This is a genomic window from Rahnella sp. 1L-D-7-B-C2 (assembly GCF_057290995.1).
Genome location: NZ_JBXAVQ010000015.1, coordinates 22,078 through 34,669, shown reverse-complemented (window position 1 = coordinate 34,669; position 12,592 = coordinate 22,078). Strand labels below are relative to the sequence as shown.

Below are 12,592 nucleotides of genomic sequence, written 5' to 3'. Positions count from 1 at the left end.
GAGTTTCGATAAGAAAGGATGCGCATGCGACCGTCTGTTGTGCTTGACATGAAGCGAAGCGCAGTGCGTGAAGCGGTAGGCCGCTTTCGCGCCGCGAACCCGCGCGTCTTCGGCTCGGTGCTGCATGGCACCGACCGGGATGGCAGCGACCTCGACCTGTTGGTCGATGCGCTGCCCGGTGCCACGTTGTTGGACTTGGGCGATTTGGAAGAAGAACTGAAATCGCTGCTCGGCGTTGACGTCGATCTGCTGACTCCCGGCGACCTGCCGCCGAAGTTCCGGGCCAAGGTGCTCGCGGAGGCGCAACCGATATGAGCGAGAACCGCCTGCCCGATTACCTCGACCACATTCAGCAGGCCGCAACCGATGCGCGCAGCTTCGTGGAAGGGATGGCCAAGGACGACTTCTTGGCCGACAAGCGCACCCAGCAGGCCGTCATCATGAGCCTGATCGTCATCGGCGAGGCGGCCACAAAGGTGATGGATGGCTACGTCGAGTTCACCCAGGCGCATGCCGACGTGCCGTGGCGCAGCATGCGCAATATGCGTAATCGCATGGCTCACGGCTATTTCGACATCAACCTCGATGTGGTGTGGGAGACGGTACAGGAATGGCTGCCGGCGTTGCTCCAGCAATTGCCCGCCGTGCGTCAGGATGCCGACGATGAAGACCGTAACGACAACTGTGAAAGAGGAATCTCCGATGACTGTTGAATCGAGAATATTTTCTGTAGCCGAGTATGTTCAGCCGTCCGAAGGCGAGCCTATTCGTTCCGTTGTGCTTGAAACCCGAGACTCAATTATCGTGGTTTGGCATGTCCATCCCGGGCAGGAAATTGCGGCTCACATTCATCCTCACGGCCAAGACACGTGGACTGTTTTGTCGGGAATGGCTGATTACTTTCAGGGCAATGGGATTGTTCGTGCCCTCAGGGAAGGTGAGATAGCCGTGGCAAGACCGGGCCAAGTGCACGGGGCGCGAAATACAGGTACCGAGCCATTTGTGTTAGTCTCGGTTGTGGCATCAGCCAATGCCGGTTTCGTATTGGCTGAGCGATAGAGCCCAATCTCTGGAGTTGGTCCAATGAGCGGTCGGGGAGATAGGTAACAGACATGCAGCGGACACGGCTGCTAAACCAGGTCGCAAACCTCCTTGCGTCGCAGCGTGCCGCAAGCGACGCGATCAATCGAATGGGGTCGGCATGAGACTGAACACCATCCAGTTCCCGACCGCGTAGCCGCCTGTCCTGCCGATCAGGTCTTGACCATCGACGCCTGGGATCAGTCCTGAATGTTCTTGGAGACCACTACGTTATGAGCCGCAGCCGCCGCAAAACACCCATCGTCGGGCACACGACCTGCGGCAGCGAGCGCGAGGACAAGAAGCTCTGGCATCAGCGCTGGCGCACCCGTGAGCGCACGGCGCTGACCAGCGCGTCGCCCGAAGCCCTGAGCGCCCATCTGCCCCTGCTGGAAAACCAGGCCAGCAGCGTCTGGTCGATGGGCAAGGATGGCCGCTCCTACTGGCCCGTCAAGCGCCAGGCCGCCACGGCGGATCGCATCGCCAATCACAAGGGACGCAACCCGCAAGAACGCGCCTCCCTGAAAAAGCGCCTGCTGCGCAAGTGGATGAGCAAATGAAGCTCTCCTTCCATCAGCACATTGCGCTGTTCTGGATGATCGGTGCTCCGGGCGTCTTCGCGCCCGTGATCGAGAACGCCAAGCGGCCCGATGCCGGCGCCGTCATGGCGTGGGGTGTCGCGATCGTGGCGGTGATGATCCTCTTCACCCCTTTGCTGCTGCGCTGTCCACCATTCCGGCGCTGGTATGGCCGGACGGATGCGCTGTCGGAGCGGCAGCGCCAGGCGCTTGCCGAGCGCGGCCTGCGCCGCTACTACCAGACCGCTTTCGATGACGGCTACGTGCCCCGCGTGATGCCCTACGTGTGGCGCATCATCTGGACGGTCGGCGGGTTGATGGCTGTGACCGCCGTACTGCCTACCAACACCGGACGGCCAGCCTTCGATGCCTTGGTGGTCTTCTCGACCTGGTATCCGATAGGCGTGATGCTGCTGGTTTTCGCGTCGAGGCCCCTTGGCCGGTTGATTCGCCAAAGAGCACAGGAGCGGCGGAAATGAGCACGTCAACCATCGAGGCGCTGGCCAGCGCCTGGGCAAGGATTGCCGAGGAAGCGGAATTCCCCGCTGACTACGAGGGGACTGCCACACCACAAGCGCATCGGGCTAGCGAAGCTATTCAGGAGCAGATTCGGGAGCGCATCGTCGCCACCAACGACATGCGGCTGTTCAGCCTGCTGCACCTGCTGGGTCAGGCGTCGCTGCGCATGGAGCAAGCGCTGTGGCCGGAGGATTACGAGCGGATGACGCGCGAGGTTGAGGAAGCCCTGCGGCAAGCCACCGACGCCAACGCCAGATCGTACACCCACGAAGAAGTGATGCAGGCGATGCAGGAACGCATCGACCGGGCGCGAGACAAGCCATGTTGATTGGCTATGCGCGCGTCTCGACGCAGGATCAGAACCTGGAGCTGCAACGCGAAGCCTTGAGCAAGGCCGGATGTAAAAAGGTCTTCGAGGACAAGGTGAGTGGCACGCGGGCAGACCGGCCTGGCTTGGCCAAGACGCTCGAAATGCTGCGCGAAGGCGATACTTTGGTCGTCTGGAAGCTCGACCGGCTGGGCCGGTCGGTCAAGCAACTGGTCGATCTGGTCGGCGATCTGCACAAGCACGGTGTCCAGTTCAGGAGCCTCACCGACTCCATCGACACCGGCACACCATCCGGGCGGTTCTTCTTCCACGTCATGGCGAGCCTTGCCGAAATGGAGCGCGAGCTGACCGTCGAGCGCACCCGCGCCGGGCTGGAAGTCGCCAAGCAGCTCGGCCGCAAAGGCGGCCGCAAGCCGAAGATGACCGACAGCAAGATCGAGTCGGCCAAGAAGCTGCTGGCCAGCGGGGTGCCGCCCAAGGACGTGGCCAAGAACCTCGGCGTGTCCATTCCGACGCTGTACCGCTGGGTGCCAGCCTCCACGCACGCTTAGCGTGCTTTATTTTCCGTTTTCTGAGACGACCCCATCCCGGTTCATGGCTTCCCACGCCGCATAGTCATCGCGGTGACGCAGGATGTTGGTTTCTTCGTCGGCCATCAGCTGATTGGTAGTCGGGATTGCGTCGCGCTCCCCCTGAGCGTCCGGGTCTTCTTTCTCCCTGTCCGGACGCTGTCCGGCGGTTTTCACCCGCAGCCCGCCTTCGTTATCGTCCAATACTTCCATGTCCAACGACTGGCTCTCACCGCCGTCATCAGTCTCAGGATCCCCTTCCGACTCGGCCTCACTGCCCGCGCGTCGCTGGTTACGCCTGACCGCATTCAGGGCGGCAAGGTAAGGCTGAGAGGACGGTGCAGGATCCGCAGCAAGCTGACGTTCCCGCATTGGCATCGCGGTTTCTGCTGTTTTAGGGATGTCTGAAGGGGAAATTACGGGGTCTGCTTTCGCTGCTGTGGAGATTGTCTGCGTCTCGGAAAGTTTCGGTTTTTCTCGCGGTTTATCAGGGACACTGACCGCAGGATCCGCCTTGCCACCGTTCATGACCCTCAGCCGGGGTGGGGCAGATACTGCAGGACGCTCTGACTCTGCCCCTGCCGTTTTTTCACCGGGTTCTGTTACCGTCTGCTGAGCCGGTGCCTTTTGTTCAGCAGCAAGCATTGACTCCTGTTTCGCGGATGGGACGTTCTCGTCCGGAGCCGGTCTATGCGCCGTCGTAACGAATACCGACGGCGGTTTCGCCGGTGATGAAACAAAGCGCTCATCAAATTCGTTGCCGGTCGGGAACACCAGCCCGGCCTCTTTGGTCTCCCGCTCAACTTCACGTAATTTGCTTTCCAGCTGCGGGCTGAGCGCGTCTTTGATGTTGCGGGCGATCATGTTGGGGTGTTTTTTGGCGTAGGATTTGTACTTCAACGCCAACTTGACCACCGGAATATCATCAGCCGGCATGCGCACGTAAAACTTCAGGTTCGACAGGCGCATAATCTCGGTGTAATCCACGATCGGCTCTTTCACCTTGTCCTTACCGATGGAGATACCGTCGCGCACCTGATCCAGACCGTAGCTGTTTTGCACCCGCGCTTCGCGCCGGCGCTGCGTTCCGAGGTCCGTTTCCACCATCGTGGCCACCTCAGAGCTGGGGCTACGTCCGTAAAACCGTGTGTTGAGCAGGTCAAAGATGGACTTGGCCACCTGCTGCCCGTAAATGTTTATGAGCTGCGGCATGTTTTGAATGCCGATAGAAAAGCACCCGCCAAATTTACGCCCCTCTGCCAGCGCGCTGGGCAGTTCGGGTATTTTCTGCAGATTGGCTATCTCGTCATACAAGAACCACACCCGCCGGTCGCTGTTCTCCCCCATGCTTTGCAGGTACATAGTGGCCAGCGAAAGCCACATGGAGATCAGCGGTCTCACCGACGGCCGGTGACGTGCAGTGGTGGAGATAAACAGCCAGCTGTGGTCATATTCCTCATCCAGCATCCAGCTTTTGATGGTGAAACTGGGCTTGCCGAACTTATCCAGTCCCTGCAAAAATCGCAGGGACTTGGCGTAGTTGGTGACGACCGAGCGGATGGAAATGGCCGTCTTCTCAATCTTTTCTTCGACCAGGTTGGCCGACGGGGTTTTCTTGAGGTATTCCCGCAGGCTTTTCATGTCCAGAGAAAGCAACACCATCAATAATTTCTCAATGCTACGCTCAGGATCTGACTCCATGCGCATGGCCGTATCCGCGAAAATGGTGCGCGAAGATGACACCCAGAACGGATCTGAATCTCCCTCAATGGGGATCAGAGAACTGGCCAGGTTTTCAAAATCAGTGACATCGTCGCACTCGTCCCACAGCTGCCAGTTCGCACAACGTTCGTCGTGCGGGCTGAGAATAAAATCGGTTTGCGGGTTGTAGTGGGACTCAATGAACGTGCCTCCGGAGTCGTAAATAATGGCGCGGTCACCGCGCGCCCGGATGTAGGTCATGAGATGCCGCATAATTGTGGATTTACCCACGCCGACCGTGCCGTGGATCAGCATGTTCATGACCTCGGCGTTGAGGAGCAGATGCAGGTCACCCACGGCGAGATCGGAATACTGGCCGGTCGATTTCAGCAGGCGGTTTACTTTGCCCACGTCCTCCGTCAGCTGCATCCCGGAGAGGTACTCGTCTTCGCTCTCTTTCTTACCGACCCTGCCGATGTACCAGGTCGCACCCAGATAACAGCAGATCACTACGACTCCGCAGCCGATGGCCATGTACTGAATATTGCTCAGCAACTTCTCCCCTACCCAGACCATGTAAGGATCGGTGAGCATCTGGGCCAGGGACATTTTGAGGGTGTACGTCAGGTTATTGGCGGCGGAATAATATTCAATGTTGTACAGCGTGGGGCTGGTTGGGCCCATGAGGTTCACAAAGCTGGCACTGCTGTTGGCAAACCAGTACCAGCTGCCGTTGCGGATCACTTCCAGCGGGGTAATGACCAGCACGCCCAGCAGCGTTAACGCCGCGAACGCGAGGCTGAGCCAGAAGAATATCCAGTTGTTGACCTGCAGATACATACGCCAGCGGTAGGCCGTTATCTGCCCGCCCTGGGTAACATCAGACGCTTTCATGCTCATGATGAATCTCGGAAAAAAGACAGCCGAACGCGGCCACCGCAGGGTGCGTGGCTGGAGGGCTATCTGAATTTAGGGGATGTAAAAGAAGGGGAGAGAGGCCGGTCAGCCGCGGACGCGCGGGCTAACCGGCTAAGCAGGAGCGCGAAAACGCCCTGCAGGTATTACAGAATACCGGCCACAGACTTGGCCAGTTGCGCTTCCAGCACCGGTTTTGCCTCTTCAAACTTGAGGTTAACCTTGTTGGCATTGGAAACCACGCGGGTCTGATACTTCATACGGTTGCCGGACTCTGAGCTGGTCTGCAGCTTGATGCCTGACGTGCCCTGACGCAGCGCGGCAACGTTATCGGTCGTCACGTTAGCTTTGGACTGCTCAGAAATCTGCAGATCGGTCACCATTGTGTAGTTGGTGTCTTCTACCATCGCGTCCGCGGCCATACCGGCCAGACCGGCAGCAAGGCCGATACCGAGAATAGCACCGCCGGAGTTACCGTTGTAGGCAGAGATACCTGCCCCCAGGCCAGCCGCACCTACCGCGCCTTCATAGCCATTACTCAGGAATCCCTGGGTTTCACGCAGATCCATTTTTTCGGCTTTCAGCACATTGGCCTGAACCCAGTAATACGCTGTATCAGGTGAGTTGCTCAGTTGGTAGCCTTTTGCAATAAGGTCTTTGCCAATCAGGGTTTGCAGGTCACTCATGTCTTTATCAGATGTGTTACGCACTTGAATGTAGACGGTTTTCTGAGACGACGGTTCTAACCAAACGGTCTGCGACATCTGGGTTTTAACTTCCAGATTACGTTTTTTGATTGCCGTGGTCATTGCGCTGCAGCCAGAAAGCAGGACGGCCGAAGCCACGAGGCTTATGACAGCCACTTTTTTAAATGTCATTGTGTTTTGTCCTTGCGGGGAATGACGGCGCCTGTTTTCAGGTGCCGTAAAGTTATCAATGGAGAGTTGTTTTTAGGTGAAGAATACATCCGCTGTATACACACTTCCCTTACCAGCTATTCCCATGGATTGGGTATAGCCTGGATTGCCGACGATGACTGATAGCCACATTCACTTTATAGGTTAGTGGAGGTATCGGCACCGTTGGCAAAACCATTAGGAAATATTGTACTTATATCAAGAGGCTACTATCTGAACTTATTGTTTGAACCGTAGTAATTACCGCCAGCATCTACACCGGTTGCAATCATCGGAATGCCAGTTGTTGGATTAACAGACGGCATCTTGCGATTTCTCTGCCCATTGGGTGATGGGTTCAGACTAATCAGAGCAGCACCATTTACACGCATCCCAGCAGCACAAACAACTGATGTAAAAATGGTCACCAGACTCGCTGCCAAGTAAAAACTACCTGCATCATTCCAGTAGGAAATAAAGGTCACTGCTTGAATTAATAAAATCCCTGAAACCCACAAGATAAGAGAACGCTTGCTGATGACTGAAATTTCTTTCTGATGGTTACCCAGCCGCCGAAACTTATAAGTATAAATACCCACAGGAATGAGACTCATGAGTAGACCTATGCCATAAATTTCAAGGATCGCTTTCCAAAAAAGCCCCGTAGCCAAATCATGGCTTGGCAGGACATCATGTAAAATGGGAGTCATCAAGAAAAATACTACGGGAGCAAAAACAGCATATCTCCAGGCGTTTTTCATTTTCTTTCCTCTCTATCCTTGTTTTCTAAGTCGTTCCAAATCTTTTTCCATTTGACTACGACTTAGTGGGCTTTGGGTTTGGTCAATTTCCGCTTCTTTTGAACCGACTTTAAAGTTGTGTTTTACAACATTATCTTCTTCTCTTAGCTTATCACTGGATACCTGAACAGTGGTTTTATTTTTCTCAATATCTCCAGTTTTATTGGCGATATTTTGCTGATTTTCAGATCGTTGTGCTGCTACTTTTCCTGCCATGTTTCCTGCAATACCTGCACCTGAAGAATGCTCTGCAATTTCCCGTTGATGCTCGGCAAAGTCTTTTCTCATTTTCTCACTTTGCAGCGTGTCGGAAGGCTGAATGTGATCAGGGCTTGCCGCCGGGTTTCCCCCCCTCGCAGACGATGTTACAACTGTCCCTGATTCAGACTGAATGTGACGTGATGATTCAGCGTGACTCTGCGGCGTATGTTCACGATGACTTTGCCCGCTTTCTGCCAGCCGACCTGACTCAGGTGAATTCGTGCCACCTTGTGTTTGCGCCGATCTTACTGTTCCACCCGGACTAACCGTCCCCGCGCGCTCTTGCCCCCCTACATAACCGTTCCCAGCACTGTTCCCCGTATTTTCTCGATGAATTTGGCTCCCTTCCACTTCTTGTCCTGATGAAGAAGTTGTGCCACCTTGTGTTTGCGCCGAACCTACTATCTGACCGGTACTTTCTATTCCACCTGGACTAACCGTACCCGCGCGCTCTTGCCCCCCTACATAACCGTTACCAGCACTGCTCCCCGTATTTTCACGATGAATTTGGCTCCCTTCCACTACTTGTCCTGATGAAGGTGAAGTTGTGCTACCTTGTGTTTGCGCCGAACTTACTATCTGACCGGTACTTTCTATTCCACCTGGACTAACCGTATCCGCGCGCTCTTGCCGCCCCACATAATCATTTCCAACACTATTTTGCATGTGATCCTGACCACCTTCATGTCCTTTAAAGGATATCGGATTGCTCTGCTCTGACGCCGGTATCGCTGGCGAATGACTCATTTCAGGAATTCCACTTCCAACCTGACTGCGTCCATTTGCAAAGTCTCCCGCAATCAGCGGTTCGAGACGTTCCTGCACAAACTGCGTTGCGGCCTGCTCAGCAAGCGGCGCATGGGTGAGGATTTCCTGCGCTTGGGCACCGTGACGTTCGGTTACGTAGTCTGCAAACTCCTGATTGTAATTCGTATCCAGACTTGCACTCATGCTCTGCGTCCGGGTAGCTGCTTCGCTCAGTTCATGGCTGCGCGTTGTGCTGTCGGTGTATTGCTGATACTGATTTTTGGCGTCGCTTAGTGATGCTGCTAACTGTTCAACGTTTGAATTGGCGCTGTTATCGGTATGGCTGCCGGAGTCACTTACGCGACTACTCATGACCATATCCATACCTTGTTTAAAGTCACGAGCCTCTTGGCTTGTTTCATCATTACGGTGATCATTGCCCGCTGAGTGATCTTCTTTGGTACTCCGAGAACTGCCGGTGATGTGAGTTAAATCACCTCTCGCATGAATTTCCCCGCCCACTTCAGCCCCAACCGCTAAGGAAGCGGCCTTACCTATTAAGGTTCGATCTGAACGAACTGATGCATCAACTGATCCGCCAACCGAAGTGCTACCATTATTGGCGATATCAGATAGCTTACTGTATGCCTCCTGCTCAGAAATATGATGCGACGCCGCATAACTCTTGGCCGCAGACATCATCTTGCTGGCACCCATCGTCGCATTCACTGCCTGACTGTTGTCACTGCCGTGTACCATGCTGTCGCTGTTGCCCGCCTGCGACTGCATCTGTGATAACTGATTCCAGCTGCTGGTCACGCTGTGGTTATAGCCTTCCATCGCCGTCTGCGCCTGTGTTTCTGCCTGACGCGCCTGTTGCTGGAATCCGCTGCTCGCCAGCTGACCGAGACGCAAGTTAACTGGCAGATTCGAAATCGCTCCCGAAGTGTCATACACCGCATGACCATCCTGCGTTTGCGTCACCATCGCGCCATTTGTTGTCTGCTGCGCCATCTGGCCGCTGCGGTGCATCATGTTGGTGTCAAACTTGTTGGCACTGACATTATCCATCGCCATATTGTCAAACGACCAATTTCCATCTGCAGAAGTGGACGCCTGACGGGACGCCGTTTCGCCCGCCCCGCCCAGCACGCTGCTGGCCACCTGTGAACCCACCGATGCGGCGCCGCGCGTCAGGTAATAGGACAGAACCGGAATAGACAGGCAGAGATACCCCGCCATGTTCTGCACGTCGGAGTGCTGCAACGCCACCTGGTCGAGATTCGACAACACCAGCGGCGTCGTGCCGGTTTTACTTTGCAGCCAGAAGTTGGCCGCAAAGTTAAGAATGGCGAACATCACCGGCCACATCTGAAAGTACAAAAAGCCTCCGACGTAAAGTTTCAGGGTTTTAAGCCCAAAGGTGTCGTGGTTTAACAGGGCCAGTACAATCACCAGCGGAAAGACGCAGATCAATACCAGCATCAGCAACGACTGCATAAAGGGTAAGGTGCGCACCGCGATGGTTTGCCCCGCCGACCACGCCAGACGCTGTTTGGTAAACGCCGTGGAAGAGGCAAGGTTAGTCAGGTTAGCCGTGTCGTTAGAGCCTGCAGCAAACCCCTTAACACCGGAGCGGATCGCGTTGTTGACCACGTTGTTACGCATGATTTGTGACGCGGACAGGCCACCGGCGTAGAAGTAACTGTAGCTGTCGCCCATCTGCTGACTCAGCAGGCTGTCGGCACTGATGGAGCTGCCAAAAATCTTATTGGCGTAGTAGTGCCAGGTGTTACCTCCCGCCTGCGTGTCGCTGCCCACCGCCGTTTTGAGGTACGCCGCACTTTCGGTGCAGGGATGGAACGTGTAACCCTGACCATCGTTGGTATCGACGTACATCCCGCGCAGCGGACTTGGACGACTGGTAATGAGCGTCAGCGGGTCGCTGCTGTTGAGCAGGTCGCCGGTGGTGTACTTGTGGTTGAGCAACATGTCACCGACCACGCAGCTTTCAACGTAGCTGGACAGCGCCTGTGCCACCTGCGGGTTCTGGGTCTGAAAATCCGAGCTTTCCGCAATAATCTGCGACCCGAACAGCATCCCCGTTTTGGTGTAGGTCAGCGAATCCGGGCGGGCGAGCGTGTAGTCAAACAAACTCGCCGTGTTGTAGCCCACGCCGGTGGTCAGCCCGGCAATCGCAGCCAGCCCGACCGGCACGTTGTCCACCTCATACACCGCACCTTGATTGGTGATGTCGATGATTTGCACGCTGCGCTTGGGCACTAACAGCACGGAGGTGATCAGCATGAAAATAGCCGCCCAGGACACGAATACCATTGGGTTACGCTTGCTGATAAAGCAGGCCACTGCCGTCAGCACCGAGAAGGTTTCGGCGATCCGCATCAGTGTGTGGAACGAGCTGGTACCCAAAATGGTCACCACGCCGTTGAGCGCCGACCGCCACATGTCCCCGCCGTAAATAGTATATATTTCAATCATTATTGTGCCTCCCAGTGGTAGTTGTTCTGGTAGGAACCCACCAGGATCGTGGACACCTGTTGTTGCAGGTACTGCATGTTACGGTCGATACCGTCCAGCGCGTTCTGGTCAGCCGCGGACTGCAGCTTCATGTCGGCCAGCAGGCTTTGTGCATGGCTGACGCCGTCGCGCAGCGTTTGTGCCGATGACTCGGGGAAATTCTTGCCCGCGAGATCGGCGCTGGCATTTTTCACCAGCTCGGACAGGTACTGGATCATGATGTCCTGGGCAATGTAGTCCGACATCTGGATGAGGTAGGTCGCGCTCATCCCCATCGTGCGTGCATTGGTCAGGTACTTGAGCACGGGCACGGAGGTGGTGTTGATGAAGCCTTTTTCCTGGTCGGAGATGGCGGTGTCCGTGTCCAGCTTGTTCTGTATCGAGAGCAGAATTTGGCGTACCTGACTCACCAGCGCGTTGTTTTCAGTAATGCTGACGCTGGTGATGGTCGGCCCGAGGCACAGTGTGGCTTCGTCACAGCCGTACATTTTGGCCGTGCCGCCGCGCATCAGGACTTTCAGGATGTCGCGGTTGTCCACCAGCGATGGCAGAATGGATACCTGCCCGTTCTTATCAAAGATCAGGCTACCCACCACGCTCATCACCAGTTCTTTCAGCTGCCGGTTGGTGTCAAACATGTGGTCACGCCCGAGGGTGTCCCACATCAAATTTTTATTTTTAAGCACCTGATCTTTGTCCGCGTCAGACGCGCGACTGGTGACGCTGTCACCCTGTCCGCCCACCGTGCACCCCTGCCGAGATGCAGCCCAGTCGCTGAACATGTTGCTTTCGCCGGCGACGTCCTGACAGATTTTCTGCTGGCTGACCTGCGTGGTCGGCCAGAGTCCGCCGATGATCCCCTGCGCGGCCTGACACGAACTCATGTTTGAGGAGTTGACGTCAGTGGCCAGCTTCTGCAGGTAGTCCTTTGCCTGCTTCAGCTCAGGCACCATTGTCTGCAGTGCCAGATCAAAGGCGTAGCCAGCGGCGTTGGACATGATTTGCTTCACGAAGCGCTGTAACTCCGCACCGTTGATGAAAGAGAATGCCCCCAGATAGGCATCAATCCCGCCACAGCCCGCGTTCAGAGACGGCACCTGCATCGACATCAACTGCACCTGCTTGACCGGATCGCGCAGGTATACCGACCCACCGGTGGCAAACCCCGCCGCCTGACCCTGCCAGGCCTGCGCCTTGGACACGTTGCCTGAATAGCCGAGACTCGAGAAGTACCCGTTCAGGTCGCCGTTTACGTCGGCCCACGCTGGCAGTGTGACGCCCACGGTGAGCGCAAAAGAAAGCGCAATATGACGCAACTTCATGGCTTCACCTCCGATTTGGTCGGTTTACGCCGCAGGAGCAAGCGCACCGCACCCGTCATCATTCTGTCCACCGCTTCACAAACGAAAATCAGTGCTCCGGTGACCATCAGAGCGGCACTGACGGCCAGCATGAACCAGACGGGAAGGTGCGTGGCCATCGACATAAGATTGTTTACATACTCCGGCTTATGCTGGGTCAGCATGCTGTTTAGCACCCGCTCCATCCAGAATTCATAGAAACAAGCGGTCAGAAAGGCGGTCAGGCCGCCATAGAGAAAAAGGATACCCACGCGGGTGAAAAACCCGTCTTTTGGACGCTGCTGAGTCATGATTTTTTC

13 protein-coding genes are annotated in these 12,592 nt (G+C 55.9%); 7 read left to right on the top strand and 6 right to left on the bottom strand.

What is annotated here, in order from left to right; translation table 11 throughout:
• The first annotated feature begins 24 nt into the window (after window positions 1–24).
• The 7 genes from AC0Z7K_RS19265 to AC0Z7K_RS19235 all read left to right on the top strand — a co-directional run bounded on the left by AC0Z7K_RS19265 (window position 25) and on the right by AC0Z7K_RS19235 (window position 3,056).
• Window positions 25–315 (top strand): nucleotidyltransferase family protein, encoded by a 291-nt coding sequence (locus AC0Z7K_RS19265; RefSeq protein WP_001247892.1) that lies wholly within the window; start codon window positions 25–27, stop codon window positions 313–315.
• Entirely contained in the window at window positions 312–713 is a 402-nt protein-coding gene (locus AC0Z7K_RS19260) for a HepT-like ribonuclease domain-containing protein (RefSeq protein ID WP_001293886.1), read from the top strand. The genes AC0Z7K_RS19265 and AC0Z7K_RS19260 overlap by 4 nt, the downstream gene beginning before the upstream one ends.
• On the top strand, window positions 703–1,059 hold the full coding sequence (locus AC0Z7K_RS19255; RefSeq protein WP_000215515.1) for a cupin domain-containing protein: 357 nt from the start codon (window positions 703–705) through the stop codon (window positions 1,057–1,059). Before AC0Z7K_RS19260 ends, AC0Z7K_RS19255 begins: the two co-directional genes overlap by 11 nt.
• 254 nt (window positions 1,060–1,313) lie before the next feature.
• Window positions 1,314–1,640, top strand: coding sequence for a hypothetical protein (locus tag AC0Z7K_RS19250; RefSeq protein ID WP_003100858.1), 327 nt, complete (start codon window positions 1,314–1,316; stop codon window positions 1,638–1,640).
• Window positions 1,637–2,137 (top strand): hypothetical protein, encoded by a 501-nt coding sequence (locus AC0Z7K_RS19245; protein ID WP_003100856.1) that lies wholly within the window; start codon window positions 1,637–1,639, stop codon window positions 2,135–2,137. The genes AC0Z7K_RS19250 and AC0Z7K_RS19245 overlap by 4 nt, the downstream gene beginning before the upstream one ends.
• Complete coding sequence (locus AC0Z7K_RS19240) at window positions 2,134–2,505, top strand: hypothetical protein (RefSeq protein WP_003100853.1); 372 nt, start codon at window positions 2,134–2,136, stop codon at window positions 2,503–2,505. Before AC0Z7K_RS19245 ends, AC0Z7K_RS19240 begins: the two co-directional genes overlap by 4 nt.
• The gene (locus tag AC0Z7K_RS19235; RefSeq protein ID WP_003100847.1) at window positions 2,499–3,056 is read left to right on the top strand and encodes a recombinase family protein; all 558 of its coding nucleotides are present in this window, start codon (window positions 2,499–2,501) and stop codon (window positions 3,054–3,056) included. The genes AC0Z7K_RS19240 and AC0Z7K_RS19235 overlap by 7 nt, the downstream gene beginning before the upstream one ends.
• A gap of 6 nt (window positions 3,057–3,062) precedes the next feature.
• Here AC0Z7K_RS19235 and traD read toward each other — a convergent pair whose 3' ends face one another.
• The 6 genes from traD to AC0Z7K_RS19205 all read right to left on the bottom strand — a co-directional run bounded on the left by traD (window position 3,063) and on the right by AC0Z7K_RS19205 (window position 12,583).
• A complete protein-coding gene (gene traD, locus AC0Z7K_RS19230) occupies window positions 3,063–5,675 on the bottom strand; it encodes a type IV conjugative transfer system coupling protein TraD (protein ID WP_485615515.1) in 2,613 nt (870 codons plus the stop codon).
• A 161-nt stretch (window positions 5,676–5,836) separates the two neighbouring features.
• Window positions 5,837–6,568, bottom strand: a complete 732-nt coding sequence (gene traT / locus AC0Z7K_RS19225; protein ID WP_056777710.1) for a complement resistance protein TraT — start codon at window positions 6,566–6,568, stop codon at window positions 5,837–5,839.
• Window positions 6,569–6,816: 248 nt separating this feature from the next.
• Window positions 6,817–7,347 (bottom strand): hypothetical protein, encoded by a 531-nt coding sequence (locus tag AC0Z7K_RS19220; protein ID WP_056777705.1) that lies wholly within the window; start codon window positions 7,345–7,347, stop codon window positions 6,817–6,819.
• Window positions 7,348–7,359: 12 nt separating this feature from the next.
• The gene (gene traG, locus AC0Z7K_RS19215) at window positions 7,360–10,893 is read right to left on the bottom strand and encodes a conjugal transfer mating-pair stabilization protein TraG (RefSeq protein ID WP_485615513.1); all 3,534 of its coding nucleotides are present in this window, start codon (window positions 10,891–10,893) and stop codon (window positions 7,360–7,362) included.
• Window positions 10,893–12,254 carry a conjugal transfer pilus assembly protein TraH gene (traH, locus tag AC0Z7K_RS19210; protein ID WP_056777699.1) on the bottom strand — a complete coding sequence of 454 codons (1,362 nt, stop codon included), beginning with the start codon at window positions 12,252–12,254 and terminating at the stop codon, window positions 10,893–10,895. The genes traG and traH overlap by 1 nt, the downstream gene beginning before the upstream one ends.
• Window positions 12,251–12,583, bottom strand: coding sequence for a hypothetical protein (locus AC0Z7K_RS19205; protein WP_485615511.1), 333 nt, complete (start codon window positions 12,581–12,583; stop codon window positions 12,251–12,253). The genes traH and AC0Z7K_RS19205 overlap by 4 nt, the downstream gene beginning before the upstream one ends.
• Between the last annotated feature and the right edge of the window lie 9 nt (window positions 12,584–12,592).